This is a genomic window from Novosphingobium mangrovisedimenti, assembly GCF_025153475.1.
In the GTDB taxonomy this organism is placed as follows: domain Bacteria; phylum Pseudomonadota; class Alphaproteobacteria; order Sphingomonadales; family Sphingomonadaceae; genus Novosphingobium; species Novosphingobium mangrovi_A.
The window spans coordinates 403,525-417,585 of record NZ_JANZXA010000001.1 but is presented as its reverse complement, the minus strand read 5'-3'; the positions used below and the strand labels follow the sequence as shown (position 1 = coordinate 417,585).

11 protein-coding genes and 1 pseudogene are annotated in these 14,061 nt (G+C 64.5%); 5 read left to right on the top strand and 7 right to left on the bottom strand.

Translation table 11 applies throughout. The features are described 5' to 3' along the window. The first annotated feature begins 24 nt into the window (after positions 1 to 24). The 4 genes and pseudogenes from NZK81_RS02215 to NZK81_RS02200 all read left to right on the top strand — a co-directional run. A complete protein-coding gene (locus tag NZK81_RS02215; protein ID WP_260043477.1) occupies positions 25 to 984 on the top strand; it encodes an ABC transporter ATP-binding protein in 960 nt (319 codons plus the stop codon). A 584-nt stretch (positions 985 to 1,568) separates the two neighbouring features. After that, complete coding sequence (gene nadB, locus NZK81_RS02210) at positions 1,569 to 3,167, top strand: L-aspartate oxidase (RefSeq protein ID WP_260043476.1); 1,599 nt, start codon at positions 1,569 to 1,571, stop codon at positions 3,165 to 3,167. Between the two features lie 92 nt (positions 3,168 to 3,259). Then, the gene (locus NZK81_RS02205) at positions 3,260 to 3,997 is read left to right on the top strand and encodes an SDR family NAD(P)-dependent oxidoreductase (RefSeq protein WP_260043474.1); all 738 of its coding nucleotides are present in this window, start codon (positions 3,260 to 3,262) and stop codon (positions 3,995 to 3,997) included. 130 nt (positions 3,998 to 4,127) lie between these two features. Then, positions 4,128 to 4,490 (top strand): annotated as a pseudogene (locus NZK81_RS02200) (SDR family oxidoreductase); the annotation flags it as partial. Positions 4,491 to 4,493: 3 nt separating this feature from the next. On the opposite strand, the gene NZK81_RS02195 reads toward NZK81_RS02200, so the two are convergent. Continuing rightward, positions 4,494 to 4,739 (bottom strand): GlsB/YeaQ/YmgE family stress response membrane protein, encoded by a 246-nt coding sequence (locus tag NZK81_RS02195; RefSeq protein ID WP_260043473.1) that lies wholly within the window; start codon positions 4,737 to 4,739, stop codon positions 4,494 to 4,496. Between the two features lie 855 nt (positions 4,740 to 5,594). On the opposite strand from NZK81_RS02195, the gene NZK81_RS02190 reads away from it, so the two are divergent. Next, positions 5,595 to 7,490: a ribonucleoside-diphosphate reductase subunit alpha gene (locus NZK81_RS02190; RefSeq protein WP_419181646.1), complete on the top strand. Its 1,896-nt coding sequence runs from the start codon at positions 5,595 to 5,597 to the stop codon at positions 7,488 to 7,490. A gap of 100 nt (positions 7,491 to 7,590) precedes the next feature. Here NZK81_RS02190 and NZK81_RS02185 read toward each other — a convergent pair whose 3' ends face one another. The 6 genes from NZK81_RS02185 to NZK81_RS02160 all read right to left on the bottom strand — a co-directional run bounded on the left by NZK81_RS02185 (position 7,591) and on the right by NZK81_RS02160 (position 13,933). After that, positions 7,591 to 8,628 carry an endonuclease/exonuclease/phosphatase family protein gene (locus tag NZK81_RS02185; protein WP_260043470.1) on the bottom strand — a complete coding sequence of 346 codons (1,038 nt, stop codon included), beginning with the start codon at positions 8,626 to 8,628 and terminating at the stop codon, positions 7,591 to 7,593. Beyond that, positions 8,625 to 9,479 (bottom strand): hypothetical protein, encoded by an 855-nt coding sequence (locus tag NZK81_RS02180; protein ID WP_260043468.1) that lies wholly within the window; start codon positions 9,477 to 9,479, stop codon positions 8,625 to 8,627. Before NZK81_RS02180 ends, NZK81_RS02185 begins: the two co-directional genes overlap by 4 nt. A 111-nt stretch (positions 9,480 to 9,590) precedes the next feature. After that, positions 9,591 to 9,986, bottom strand: coding sequence for a response regulator (locus NZK81_RS02175; protein ID WP_260043466.1), 396 nt, complete (start codon positions 9,984 to 9,986; stop codon positions 9,591 to 9,593). A 94-nt stretch (positions 9,987 to 10,080) separates the two neighbouring features. Then, on the bottom strand, positions 10,081 to 10,626 hold the full coding sequence (locus tag NZK81_RS02170) for a response regulator transcription factor (protein WP_419181645.1): 546 nt from the start codon (positions 10,624 to 10,626) through the stop codon (positions 10,081 to 10,083). A 67-nt stretch (positions 10,627 to 10,693) separates the two neighbouring features. Continuing rightward, a complete protein-coding gene (locus tag NZK81_RS02165; RefSeq protein ID WP_260043462.1) occupies positions 10,694 to 12,220 on the bottom strand; it encodes a PAS domain-containing sensor histidine kinase in 1,527 nt (508 codons plus the stop codon). A gap of 471 nt (positions 12,221 to 12,691) precedes the next feature. Next, on the bottom strand, positions 12,692 to 13,933 hold the full coding sequence (locus NZK81_RS02160) for a glycosyltransferase (RefSeq protein ID WP_260043924.1): 1,242 nt from the start codon (positions 13,931 to 13,933) through the stop codon (positions 12,692 to 12,694). Between the last annotated feature and the right edge of the window lie 128 nt (positions 13,934 to 14,061).

Here is a 14,061-nt window from a genome sequence, read left to right as displayed (position 1 = left end):
AAACCTGCCCCACATGCAGGGGCCATGAGCACTGCCCCCCAGACTACGCCCGCCATTTCGATCCGCGATCTCGTCAAGCGCTATGCGCCAGCCGGCACCGACGAGGGCAAGCTGGCGCTCAAGGGCGTGTCCTTCGATGTGCCCGAAGGCGGCATTTTCGGCCTGCTTGGGCCCAATGGCGCGGGCAAGTCCACGTTGATCAACATTCTTGCGGGCCTTGTGCGCAAGACCTCGGGCACGGCGGAGATCTGGGGTTTCGACATCGATCGCAACCAGCGCAACGCCAAGCGCTCGATCGGTATCGTCCCGCAGGAAATCGTCTTCGATCCCTTTTTCACCCCGTTCGAGGTGCTCGAGAACCAGGCCGGGCTCTATGGCATTGCCAGGCATCTGCGCCGGTCCGAAGAACTGCTTCGCGCCGTGCATCTGGAGGACAAGCGCAACGCCTATGCGCGCACGCTGTCGGGCGGCATGAAGCGGCGCCTGCTGATCGCCAAGGCTCTGGTGCACCAGCCCCCTGTGCTGGTGCTTGACGAACCCACCGCGGGCGTCGACGTGGAATTGCGTCGCCAGCTCTGGGAACTGGTTACGGAGATGAACCGCGAAGGCGTGACGATCGTGCTTACCACGCACTACCTCGAAGAGGCCGAGGAACTGTGCGACCGCATCGCCATCATCAACCACGGTGAGGTGATCGCCAACAAGCCGACCCGTGAACTGGTCGGCATGGCGCGCGAGAAGATCCTGGTCCTGACGTTCGATCGCGACGTGGCGGAGCTGCCCGACTACCCCGGTGTCATCAAGTGCGAGAAAACGGGCGAGCGTACTGTCGAAGTCACGTACGACAAGGATCGCAGCAATGCCGGTGAGATCCTCTCCGCGGTTCAGGCGCAAGGGTTCGCCATCGTCGATGTGACGACGCGCGAAGCCGATCTCGAGGACGTTTTCGTTACTCTCACAAGCCAGGCGCGCGCGGCTGCCTGAGCGGTCATGTGGCGATGGCAAGGGGCCGTCGTACACTGGCGGCAGAATGTAAGCGTTTGCACATCAATCCGATTCGCGCGGGAAAATCCGGGATTGCGTTCGAATTGTCTTTCGGTGCCGTTAGCCGCAGTTGCTGACGCGCGGTAAACAGCGCCTCGTATCCGAAGGTCGTGCAGCATCCCGCCGTGCGAAGCCGCTGCGGTGCACAAATCTGCAAGTTTTACCGAAAGTTCTACGCACGTTCCTCGTCGATTTTCCACACGTTGTGCTTTTCGCGCCTAATGTCCTTGCCGCAATTTTTGCAAGTACCAATATAATTGGCTCCATCCCATCGGACGTTGGAGCGAATAGGGGTGTGTCTGTTGGCTATACACAGGGGGAAGAAGTTAGCCACGTTGTCAACCTCTATATGCTGGATTCTGTTTGACCGGATCAAACCATTCAGGGGGGTGGCCACATCGGTGGCAGTATTGATGGTTTCCAGTACTTTCCGTATTTTATAGGTAGTTTTGTGGCACTGCAACATAACGGTGGCATCATCGCAAATTCTTGCAGAGACCGTCATACCTCGGCAATGAAGCGCGATGGAATCGCATGCAAACCACGCCAGAACTTTCGATGTCGTCGTGATCGGGTCGGGGGCGGCGGGCCTGACCGCTGCTCTTGCACTGGCAAAGGACCTCAAGGTGGCCGTGCTCGCGAAAGGCAATCTGGCCGGTGGATCGACCGCGTCGGCGCAGGGCGGGATCGCCGCGGTGCTCGACGAAGGCGATACGTTCGAAGAGCACGTGCGCGATACCATGATTGCCGGGGCCGGTCTTAACCGGCGCGATACGGTCGAATTCGTGATCGAGCGCGCCCCGCGTGCGATCGGGCGTCTCATCGACCTGGGCGTCCCGTTCAACATGGATGGCAACGCGCTCCATCTGACGCGCGAGGGTGGCCACTCCCATCGCCGCATCGTCCATGTCAACGACGCCACCGGCTGGGCGGTCCAGCAAGCACTCCTGCGGGCGGCGGAGGCCAATCCGAACATCACGCTGCTGCCCGGCCGTTCGTGCATCGATTTCATCACCGGCCGGCACGAGGTGCGTTATTCCGCGTCGGGCCGTGTCTGGGGCGTCTATGCGCTCAATGAAGAGACGGGCCATGTCGAGGCCTTCACCGCCCGCGCCACGGTGCTGGCGACCGGCGGGGCGGGGCGTGTCTATCAGTTCAGCACGGCGCCGCGCGGGGCTACTGGCGATGGCATCTCCATGGCCTGGCGTGCGGGCGCACGCGTTTCCAACATGGAGATGATGCAGTTCCACCCGACCTGCCTGTACAACCTCGAGGTCAAGAACTTCCTGATTACCGAGGCGGTGCGCGGCGAGGGTGGCCATCTCAAGCACCCGGATACCGGCCATCGCTTCATGCCGGACTACGACGAGCGCGCCGAACTCGCGCCGCGCGACATCGTTGCCCGCGCGATCGACGAGCAGATCAAGCGCTACGGTCTCGATTACGTCCATCTCGATATTAGCCACAAGCCGGCCGAATTCGTGATGGAGCATTTCCCGACCATCTACGAGAAGCTGCTGACGCTGGGCATCGACATGACCCGGGAACCGATCCCGGTGGTTCCGGCGCAGCACTATACCTGCGGCGGGGTGCTGATCGATCTCGATGGCCGGACCGACCTGCCCGGGCTCTATGCCGCCGGGGAATGCACTGAGAGCGGTCTTCACGGGGCCAATCGCCTGGCGTCCAACTCGCTGCTCGAATGCTTCGTGTTCGGCGATGCCGCGGCCAGCGACATTCTCGCGCGATGGGACAGCTTCGATGTTCCGCCGCCGGTCATGCCCTGGGACGAAAGCCGGGTGACCGATTCCGACGAGGAAGTGGTCATCAAGCAGAACTGGACGGAGATCCGCCGCTTCATGTGGAACTACGTGGGCATCGTGCGCACCACCAAGCGGCTCGAGCGCGCGATGCACCGCATCCAGCTGCTCAACACCGAGATCGAGGAATACTATCGCCACTTCCGCGTTTCGACCGACCTGATCGAGCTGCGCAACCTGCTGCAGTCGGCCGAGCTGATCGTGCAGTCCGCGCTCAAGCGGCACGAGAGCCGGGGCCTGCACTATACGCTCGATTATCCCGAAACCGACGAGACGCCAGTGGACACCGTTCTGGTTCCCTGACCCGCATCGCTCCCGCGAAGCCGGGCCGCGCCTGCTCGACAGCGCCCCATGCCTGACGCACTCTTCCGCCATAGACGGGAGAGGACTGCATCATGACCAAGACGGCATTCGTGACGGGTTCGTCGCAAGGCATCGGCGCTGCGACGGCGCGGACGCTGGCGGCGGAGGGTTACCGCGTCATTGTCCATTACGGCGGCAATCGCGACAAGGCCGAGGCGGTCGTGCGCGACATCGAGATGGCTGGCGGTGCCGCGCAGCTGGTCGGCGGCGATCTGTCCGACCGGCAGACCCCGGCCCGGCTCGCGGCCGAAGTCGCGGCGCTGTGCCCGGACGGGCTGCAGGCGCTCGTGCTTAACGCCGCAGTCATGCCGCCCTCGGACATCGCGACCTGCGACGAGGAGACATTCGACCGTATCTTCACGGTCAACCTGCGTGCGCCCTTCTTCCTGCTGCAGGCGCTCTCGCCCACGCTGGTTGAGGGGGCGAGCGTGGTCTTCGTCTCCTCGCTCACGGCGCGGCGGGTGACGGGCGGGGTCGCCGGCTATGCGACGATGAAGGGCGGCGTCGAGACGCTGGTGCGCCGCGCTGCGCACGAGTTCGGCCCGCGCTGGATCCGCGTCAACGCCGTGGCGCCGGGAACGACGGCCACCGGGCCGATCGCCGCCTGGGCCGAGACGCCGCAGGGCTTCGAGATGACCACGCGCGATCAGGCGCTCAAGCGCATTGCCCAGCCCGACGACATTGCCGGGCCCATCGCCTTCCTGTGCAGCGATGCCGCGCGCTGGATTACCGGCACGGTGATCCCCGTCGATGGCGGGGCGCTGCTGTGACGCGGCGGCAAGGGCGGTCTGGCCACCGACATGCCCTTGGAAACCGTCGATGCCGTCCTCGCGCTCAATCTGCGTTCGACGATCCTTGCCGCATCGGAGTTCGCGCGGCTGACCTCGCAGCGAGGCCGGGCGGGTGGTCTTCATCTCCTCGGGCATGGCCACGCACCCGGCGCCGGGCGTGTCGATCGGCGCGGCGGCGAAGGCCGGGGCAGAGGCGTTCATGCGCAGTCTGGCGCAGGAGTTGGGCCCGCGCGGGATAACCTGCAACTCTGTCGCGCCGGGCTGTACGCGCACCGAAATGATCGCCGGGCAGTCCTGGCCCGATCAGGTCGTGCCCTGGACGGCGCTGCGTCGCCTCGGCGAGCCGGAGGACATTGCCGATGTCGTTGGCTTCCTCGCCTCGCACGAGGCGCGCTGGCTGACCGGACTGACGATTGCGGCGAACGGCGGTCTCGTCACCACCGCCGCCAATATCCTCGCGCGGGCGAAATAGGCCTCAGCCGCCGACGCCCAGTGCGCGGCCGATGAAGATCAGCGCCATCGCGCCCAGGATCGAGGCGAGGCAGCCGGCCTGGCTGAATTCGCGCTGGCCGCGGCTGGTGATGAGGCCGGCGGCGAGCGAGCCGCCGATGCCGAGCAGGATCGTCGCGACCCAGCCCATGTCGACGTCGCCGGGATAGAAATAGCGCGCCAGCACGCCGATGATCAGGCCGCTGATGATGGCGCCGATGATGTTGAACATGGGGGCTTGTCCCTTGCCACGGAATGGAATGTTCGGTCGGGCCCGATTGGGGCCCGCATTCCTACGGTTGCATGTCAGAGGCGGTTTTGCATCCCCGCTTCGTCAAGCGGCATAGCGCGCTCGACGGATGCTTGTCCCGGATGGTCCGCAAGATGGCTGCGTCGCTGCCTGTAGTGTCGTCGGGTAGGGGGATCGCCCAACATTTAGGTGTCCGGGTGCTTGACAGCGGGCGAAAGTGGACTCGGCTCGTCGCAAGCACGATTCGACTCGTCGGCAATTTATGTGGAAAAATTTTTGCGCGCATTGCCGATTTTGACTCTTGCACCGGCAACGGGGTCAGGACTTTCCACGCGTCGCGCAGTGCCGGGTGCCTTCGGTCGCTTCCCGTTAACTGCGACTTCACCCTCTTGCGCCCGTTTCCAGAAAGCGCACTATGGGTTGTGGCGCGTCGCTCGTCGGGCCTCAACACCTAGGAAAGTCACATGGATCATGCATCGCGTGTGACCGTGTCCCCGGGGTGGGCAAAGGTCTTGCGGGGCGGCGTGGCAAGGGTTGGGCGGGAACTTCATCGTTCTCTTTTTGTACCGGTTGTGCTAGACGGGAAGCTTGCCTCCCGCCGACTCGCGCCGGTCGCTGGACCACTGCCTTAGGCTGTGACGCCGCCTCGGGGCGGTTTGATGACATTTTTGAGGGCTGCGGGGGCGACAAGTGGATTTCAGAAACGGAAACGAGGGTCATGTGGCCAGCCACGATGTGAGCCACGACGACGGGGAGCAGACCGAGATGGGCGTACTCGACACTCCGCGCGAAGCCGCCACGAAACAGAAGGAGACGGGCGAGAGCCCGGCAATCGTCATGGACAAGACCGATACCGCGACCGCAGATCTGGTTGAGGCGCCGGCGCCGAAGAAGGCTGCCAAGGCCGCCGGGAAAAGCGATTCCAAGGTCATCCACGATCGCCGCTTCAACGTCGTCACCGACGAGAGCCGCAACGCGCTCCTGACCGATTTCGGCAAGGAAACGCTCGACGACCGTTATCTGCTGCCCGGCGAGAAGTATCAGGACATCTTCGCGCGCGTCGCGGATGCCTATGCCGACGATGCCGAGCACGCCCAGCGGCTCTACGACTACATCTCGAAGCTGTGGTTCATGCCGGCAACGCCCGTGCTTTCGAACGGTGGCACCGGACGCGGCCTGCCGATCTCGTGCTACCTCAACTCGGTCGACGACAGCCTCGAAGGCATCGTCGCGACCTGGAACGAGAACGTCTGGCTGGCCTCGCGCGGCGGCGGCATCGGCACGTACTGGGGCTCGGTGCGCGGCATCGGCGAGCCGGTTGGCCTCAACGGCAAGACGAGCGGCATCATTCCCTTCGTGCGCGTGATGGACAGCCTCACGCTGGCGATTTCGCAGGGCTCGCTGCGTCGCGGCTCGGCTGCCTGCTACATCGACGTCTCGCACCCGGAAATCGAAGAGTTCCTCGAGATCCGCAAGCCCTCGGGCGACTTCAACCGCAAGGCACTCAACCTGCACCACGGCGTACTGCTCACCGACGAGTTCATGGAAGCCGTGCGCGACGGTGCCGAGTTCGAACTGCGCAGCCCGAAAGATGGTTCGGTGCGCAATACGGTCGATGCGCGCTCGCTGTTCCAGAAGCTGGTGGAGATCCGCCTGCAGACGGGTGAGCCCTACATCGTCTTCTCCGATACCGTGAACCGCATGATGCCCAAGCATCACCGCGATCTCGGCCTCAAGGTCTCGACCTCGAACCTGTGCTCGGAAATTACCCTGCCGACCGGCCGCGACCACCTTGGCAACGATCGCACGGCGGTGTGTTGCCTCTCCTCGCTCAACCTCGAAACCTGGGAAGAGTGGAAGGGCGAGAAGCGCTTCATCGAGGACGTGCTGCGCTTCCTCGACAACGTGCTGCAGGACTACATCGACCGCGCGCCCGACGAGATGGCCCGCGCCAAGTATTCGGCTATGCGCGAGCGTTCGGTCGGCATGGGCGTGATGGGTTTCCACTCGTACCTGCAGAAGAAGGGCATCGCTTTCGAGAGCGCGATGGCCAAGGCGCTCAACCTGCAGATCTTCCAGTACATCAACCAGAAGGCCAACGAGGCCTCGATGATGCTGGCGAACGAGCGCGGGCCCTGCCCCGACGCGGCCGACCAGGGCGTGATGGAGCGTTTCAGCTGCAAGATGGCGATCGCGCCCACGGCCTCGATTTCGATCATCTGCGGCGGCACCAGCGCCTGCATCGAGCCGATCCCGGCCAACATCTATACCCACAAGACACTTTCGGGCTCCTTCGTGGTGAAGAACCCCTACCTGCAGAAGCTGCTGGCCTCGAAGTCCAAGGATTCCACCAATGTGTGGAACACGATCCTTGAGAACGGCGGCTCGGTCCAGCACCTCGATTTCCTCTCGCCGGAGGAAAAGGCGGTTTACAAGACGAGCTTCGAGATCGACCAGCGCTGGCTGCTCGAATTCGCCGCCGACCGCACGCCCTACATCGACCAGGCGCAGTCGCTGAACCTGTTCATCCCCGCCGATGTCGACAAGTGGGACCTGATGATGCTGCACTTCCAGGCGTGGGAAAAGGGCATCAAGTCGCTCTACTACCTGCGCTCCAAGTCGGTGCAGCGCGCGGGCTTCGCCGGCGGCGTGGAGGCGGACAACACTTCCGAAGCGCCCAAGTTCGAGATCGGCGAGAGCACCGACTACGACGAATGTCTCGCTTGCCAGTAAGGCGGTTGGTCAGGCGATGAAGGCGGCCTCCGGGGGAACCTCGGAGGCCGCATCGTTTGTGGGAAGCGGGCGCTTCACGCCCGCCGCCACAAGCGGGAAATCAGCTTTCCGAATAGCGATAGCGGATCGTGTAACCGATGTGGTCGGAAAGCATCGATCCGTCGGCTTCGGTTCCGAAAGGAATGTCGGCGCCGACGGGGGTCAGGCGGACCCTCTCGCCGGCAATGGCGAATTGCATGTCGCGCGCGCGCCGGACGATCGTTCCGGCATCGGCGGCGGGCAGCACCGGCTGCCGCTCGCCGGTCATGTAGGTGCGCAGAGCGTCGTCCTGCGGGGCGCCTGCAAGGCGGGCCATGGCGGTCTGCAGTACGGCGGTCCGGCCGGGACGTTGACCGCGGTTGAAATCCCCCGCGACGATCAGCGGCATGTCCTTGCCCCGGTTCGCGGTGATGAAGCCCGCCAGGAAATCGGCCTCGCGCCGATAGGCGTCGAAGGTCCGGGCCACCGGCGCTTTCGAGGCGCCGCGGCTGTTGAAATGGGTGGTCGCGACCATGACCTTGCGGTTGTCGGGAAGCTGCAGGGTCACCAGCACAACGCCCTTGGCGGCCAGGCAGTCGTATCCGGCGCAGGCGCCTTCGGGGAATGCGGCCCTGCGCACGTCGAGCACGGGCAGGTCCGAAAGGACCATCAGGCCGCTGTCGATCGGCGTGCCTGCGGTTTCGCCCAGCATCCAGTTGCGTTCCACGCCCTCTGGCGCCGTTCCCGTGCGCAGGTAGGGGCCCTCGACGATGAAGGGATAGCCCGCGCGCGTGCCGATCGCCTTGGCCTCGCGGCTGAAGGCTTCCTGCAGCACGACGACGTGCGGGGCGCAGCGCTCGGCGCGCATTCCGGCCAGGCGCGTCGCGATCAAGCGCAGCGCGCCCGGTCCCTTCTTCGCGAGGGGCCAGGGCAGGCCGGCGACATTGTAGGTCATCACCGAAAGGTCGCCCCGATCGCACGCCGACGGCGTCTTGCCCGGACCGAAGGACAGTGCCGGCGCCGTGTCGGGCGTGGGGAGCGGATCGGCGAACGACGTGCCCGCGACCAGCGCCACGGCGCCGAGCAGGAAGCGGAAGCGGTAGAGGCGCGGGCGGATCACGGGGCGACACTGATGCGGCTGGCGACCACGGTGTTCGATGCGCGGTCTATCGACCACAGCAGCGCGGGTTCGCGCGGGTCGAAATCTATCGCCTGCCCATGCGTGACGACCGGAATCGTTGCCTTGTGGACCAGAACCGAGCCGGCATCGGGAAGGTCGAGCACGTAGAGTTCGGGAAGGTCGTGGCCGCTGACGTAGAGATGTCCGTCCGCGCCCCAGCTTGCGCCCGATGCGCTCCTGGGGGCGAAGCGCGCGAGCACGTCGTCCGGGAAGGCCCAGCCGCGCACGATGCGGAATTCCTCGTCGAGCCGGGCAAACAGCGTGTAGCGGTGATCGCGTCCCGGTTCGCCGCCCTTGCCGTCGTAGTTGGCTAAGACCGCCCACCAGTGCCCGTCATGCCGGTCGAGGACCGTCAGCGAGCCGGGCATCATGCCCAGGCTGACCGAGCGCAGGTGATGCAGCGTTTCGGGAGCGAAGATCTCGATGGTGCTGAGTTGCGGCACGCCGGGGTAGTTCGACGCGGCGCAGACCAGTTCGGCCTGGGCGATCGTGCAGCTGTTGATGTGCGGGTAGCGCGCCGGGTCCCCGTGCCATTCGGCAACCTTGCGTCCGTCGGCGATCCGGTATCGGGCAATGGCCGTATTATCGATGGCATAGACATGCGTGCCATCGGAGGCGACGCCCTGCCGCGCTTCCGGCGCGGCGATCTGGTGGACGACCGGTGCCGGTTGCGGATCCTGCGCTGCAACCGGCGCGGCGGCAAGCACGGCCGCGACAAGCGCCGGTATCGCCCTTACCCAACCACGGGCACCCTCGCCCCCGCGCGGTGCTTCGAAACGTTTCGACGCCATTTTGCCCCTTCCGCGAAACTTGGGGGCGCCCCTACGCGCGGGTCGTTACAGCGTTTGGTCAGTTTGGTGACCGCTCTGTCATAGAGCCGGCCATGCCAGCGGGCGCATTCGTCAGGAAGGGTTCGTCTCGATCAGGCGGCGTATGGTTTCGGGCAAGGTCAGGTCGCCGACGGGCTTTTCAATGACCTGTGCGTAACCGGCTGCATAGGCTGCGTTTTCGAGTTCGGGGGAGGGGTATCCCGTGACCAGCAGCGCCTGCCCCTGCCAGCCGCGTTCGCGCAACTGGTTCAGCAGTTCGACACCGTCCAGATCGGCAAGGCGATAGTCGGCCACGAGGCAGGTTGCGCTGTCCGCCTGGGGGTCGTCCAGCATCGATCTCGCCGAGCTGTAAGCGCGGACGTCCCAACCCCGGCCATGAAGGAGCAACAGCAACGAGCGCCGGACTGCAACATTATCTTCGACAACGATAATTCGCGGCTTTGCATCCGGCGAAGGCAAGTGGGTCATGTATCATCTTGGGCCTGCCGGCGAACCATTTCGCCGGTCTTGCCAAGTTGCACGGTTCCGTACGAACCGCATTACGTAATTGCCCGGTGAGGGCTTACCCCAGTCCGGCCGCGAAGGCGATGCGCAGGGCTTCCGAAAAGCTGCGCACGTCGAGCTTGGTCATGACGTTGGCGCGATAGACCTCGACCGTGCGGGGCGAGATGCCCAGATCGTAGGCAATGGTCTTGTTCGGAAATCCCTTGGCAAGGCCGTCGAGCACTTCCCTTTCGCGCGCGGTCAGAGCGGCGAGGCGCACTTCGGCCTGCTCGGTCAGCCTGGCGGCTTCTGCACGCCCTTCGAGCTTTTCGAGCGCGCGTTCCAGCGCGCCGATGAGCTGCTCCTTCTCGACCGGCTTCTCGATGAAATCGACCGCCCCGGCCTTCATGGCCCGCACGGCAAGGTTGACGTCCCCGTGCCCGGTGAGGATCACCACAGGCAGCAGCGCACCATGCGCCGCTATCTCGGCCTGAACCTCGAGCCCGTCCATGTCCGGCATGCGCACGTCCAGCAGGACGGCGCCTTCCTCGACATCCTTTATATTCTTGAGGAAGGCGACGCCGGATTCCCAGGTTTCCACCTGGTACCCGGCGACCTTGAGCATGAAGCTGGTCGACTTGCGGATCGCCTCTTCATCGTCGATGATATGGACAAGCTTGGCCGCCAACTTTCTATCCTTTGGCCTTGATCAGTGTGAAATGGAACTGCGCCCCGCCATCCGGCCCCGGTTCCATCCAGATCCGCCCGCCATTGGCTTCGACGATGGTCCGGCAGATCGACAGGCCGAGGCCCATGCCCTCCGCCTTGGTCGTGGTGAATGCGGTGAAGAGCTGATCGCGCAGGTCGGGCGCGATGCCGGGGCCGGTATCGGCCACGGTGACGCGCACCATCTCGTCGGTCTCGCTGCGCGTGGTCACGACGAGGCGGCGCGTGGTGGATTGGGCCATGGCTTCGACGGCGTTGCGCATCAGGTTGAGCAGGACCTGCTGGATCTGGATGCGATCGATGAGCACCGGCGAGGCCAGGGGATCGAGGTCGAAAGTCACGTCGATGTTCTGCTGGCGTGCATCGAGCGTGGCGAACCCGCCGGTCTCGCTGACAAGCGAGGGCAGCGATTCGATCGTCTTCTCGCTCTCGCCACGGGCAACGAAGGCTCGCAGCCTCCGGACGATCTGGCCCGCGCGCAAGGCCTCGTTGTAGGTCGCGGCTAGGGCATCCACGACCATGTCGCTGGTCTCGGGGTCGAGCGTGCCACTGGTCATGAGCGTGCGGACGCCCTCGACGTAGTTGGCGATCGCCGTGAGCGGCTGGTTGAGTTCATGCGCGAGCGTGGAGGCCATGGTGCCCATGGCGCTCACCCGGGTCACGTGGATCAGCTCGTCCCGCAGCTCTTCGAGCTGGTGCTGGGTACGCTGCCGTTCGGTCAGATCCCGAATGAAGCCCGTGAAGACGCGCTGTTTCTCGCCATGGGCTTCACCCACGGAGAGTTCCATCGGGAAAGTCGTCCCGTCCCGCCGCTCGCCGAGCACCACGCGCCCGATGCCGATGATGCGCCGGTCGTCGGTCTGCAGATAGCGGGCAATATAGCCATCGTGCCGCTCGCGGTCCGGCGACGGCATGAGCATGCTCACGTTCCTGCCGGCGACTTCCGTTTCGGTATAGCCGAACAGCTTTTCCGCGGCAGCGCTGAACGAGATGATCCGGCCCTGTTCGTCGATCACGATCATCGCGTCGGGCACGGTCGAGAGGATCGAGCGCAAGTGATTGGCGCTCGCCTTCAGCGCCTCTTCGGTCGCATGCTGCTCGGTGATGTCCCGCAGGAGGTGCGCATAGCCGACGATCGCGCCATCATCGCCGTGCAGGGCCGTGATCGAGACATGGGCGAGGAACTCGGTCGCGTCGGACCGTATCCGCCAGGCCGCTTCCTCCATCCGGTCGTGCGTACGGGCCGCGGTGAGATCGTGCACCGGCTTGTCGGCCTCGATCGCATCCTCGGGATAGACGCATGCCCCGTCCAGGCCGATGGCGTTTTCCGCCGCCAGTCCCAGCAGATCGGCGGCGCCCCGGTTCCAGACGACGATCCTGTTGTCGGGGCCCACGACATAGAACGCGCAATCGGACACCTCGCGAAAAGCACGCGCAAGCAGGTCCAGGGTCCGCTTCGACGTTGCGGATGTATCGTGCGTAAGCGAGGTCATGACTGCTGGCAGTTGAACCGATTGACCGGAGCCGGTCCCGCCAGTCTTTGTTAAAACGTCATGCAAGTCAATAGCATAACAGTGCCGCCAGCGTGCCGATGGCCGAGGACGAGGGCAAGGCCGAGGGTGAGCACCACGTCAGCGGCCGCACGGGGGGCATCGGTCTCGGCCAGGCCTTGGGAAGAGCTTGTCGGGCAGGCGGCATCGGATGAGGGGCCGTCCCGACCGGGCCGCTGTCTTGTGCCATTGCCGACTCCGGTCCGCGTCGGTGAGACGTTGTGCCGCTCCGGGCACTCCCCGATAAAGCGCAGGAATATCGATGGTTGCCTATCGCAACGAGGAAACATCGCCGCTGCATGGCCGCCTTGCCTGTCGGAAGGCCTTTCGTGTTGTCTCGCTCCCGACGGGCCTCGGGCGTCGAAGGGCGCCTGGCAGGGGCCGGTCCGGCGTGAAAGCGCTTCCCCGGCAGGGTCAATCGGCATGCCCCTTGAGGCGGAAGTGCGGCTCGAACGAGGCGATGAGATCGAGCCAGTCCTCCATCAGCCGGGTCATGAGAAAGCGGGTGCGCACGGTTTCGCGTGCCGCCTTGCCCATCGTCTTGCGGAGGGCGGGGTCCTTCAGGACACGGACGATCTGTTCCGCCGCGTCCTCTACGCTATCGACGAGGATGCCGTTCACGTCGTCCTCGATCTGGTGCTTGATACCGCCGACGTTGCCGCCGATGACGACCGCGCCCTTCCACATCGCCTCGGTCACGGTCAAACCGAAGCCTTCCTTGAGCGACTTTTGCATGACGACGGCGGCGCGCCGCTGCAGGGCGTTGACCAGCGCGGAGTCCTGGACGGACAGGACGCGGATCCGCTCTTCCCGGCAGCCGCACAGGGCCTCGAAAATATCCTGCCCTTCCGGATCGTCGGTCGCGATATTGCCGACCAGCACCAGCGTCGCGTCCACTTCCTTGCTGGCGATGCGAAAGGCATCGATCACGCCCTGCGGGTCCTTCCACTTGTCGAAACGCGAGATCTGCACGACCAGCGGGAGGTCCGTGGGAATGTCGTAGTGGCTCAGCCGTTCGTCGATTTCCTTGTCGGTCAGTTCCTTGTTGGTCGTCGAGAAGGGATTGATGGCCGGCATGATGAACCGCTGCGGCGTCGACAGGTTCTGCGCATATTCCGGCAGGGACAGGACCACCGCGTCATACTGTTCGATGAAGCCGGAAAGATAGGACAGGAGTTCGGGGTCGGGATGCGAGAGATCGACGTGGCAGCGCCAGATCCAGGGGGCCTTCTTGCGAAAGTGGTTGATCAGCGGCAGCGGCTGGGGATCGTGCACGATGATGACATCGTGGTCGATGTGCATGCGCGCGGCGTTTTCGAAGACGACTTCCTCGTAGATGTCCTGCTTCAGGTCGTTGAAGTGGATCTCCCCGCCTTGCAGGGCGTTATGCATCTTCTTGGTAATGCTGAAGAAATCGGGTCGTCCCTGCAATACCCGCCAGCCCGTGCGGATGCCTGCGCCATTCATCAGCAACGTCAGCGAGGAGAGGATCTCGGCCACGCCGCCGCCGTAGTAGGTGGAATTCACGTTGATGATGTGCAGGTCGCTGAGCCGTTGAGCCTTGGCCTGGATGCGCTGCGCCGCTTCACTTCCGATCAGGGGAAGGTAGTCCTGGATCGTCGGCAGGCGAAGGCCGTTCGGGGTGTGTGACTGCATATCCACGGGTGCATTTCTCCGTTCGGCTTGCGGCAGTCCGGAAAGGACTATCCTATCGAAAGACTGGCGTGAACCTCCAGGGCAACGCCCGGTGCCGTGGCATTGTTTCGCCGGAAGGTCGTTGCGGC

What these genes read in the sequence shown, in the direction of transcription:
- NZK81_RS02195 (WP_260043473.1), bottom strand. Translation starts at nt 4,739, where the DNA reads ATGTTCAACATCATCGGCGCCATCATCAGCGGCCTGATCATCGGCGTG.
- nadB (WP_260043476.1), top strand. Translation starts at nt 1,569, where the DNA reads ATGGAATCGCATGCAAACCACGCCAGAACTTTCGATGTCGTCGTGATC.
- NZK81_RS02175 (WP_260043466.1), bottom strand. Translation starts at nt 9,986, where the DNA reads ATGACCCACTTGCCTTCGCCGGATGCAAAGCCGCGAATTATCGTTGTC.
- NZK81_RS02160 (WP_260043924.1), bottom strand. Translation starts at nt 13,933, where the DNA reads ATGCAGTCACACACCCCGAACGGCCTTCGCCTGCCGACGATCCAGGAC.
- NZK81_RS02165 (WP_260043462.1), bottom strand. Translation starts at nt 12,220, where the DNA reads ATGACCTCGCTTACGCACGATACATCCGCAACGTCGAAGCGGACCCTG.
- NZK81_RS02170 (WP_419181645.1), bottom strand. Translation starts at nt 10,626, where the DNA reads ATGCTCAAGGTCGCCGGGTACCAGGTGGAAACCTGGGAATCCGGCGTC.
- NZK81_RS02180 (WP_260043468.1), bottom strand. Translation starts at nt 9,479, where the DNA reads ATGGCGTCGAAACGTTTCGAAGCACCGCGCGGGGGCGAGGGTGCCCGT.
- NZK81_RS02205 (WP_260043474.1), top strand. Translation starts at nt 3,260, where the DNA reads ATGACCAAGACGGCATTCGTGACGGGTTCGTCGCAAGGCATCGGCGCT.
- NZK81_RS02190 (WP_419181646.1), top strand. Translation starts at nt 5,595, where the DNA reads ATGGACAAGACCGATACCGCGACCGCAGATCTGGTTGAGGCGCCGGCG.
- NZK81_RS02215 (WP_260043477.1), top strand. Translation starts at nt 25, where the DNA reads ATGAGCACTGCCCCCCAGACTACGCCCGCCATTTCGATCCGCGATCTC.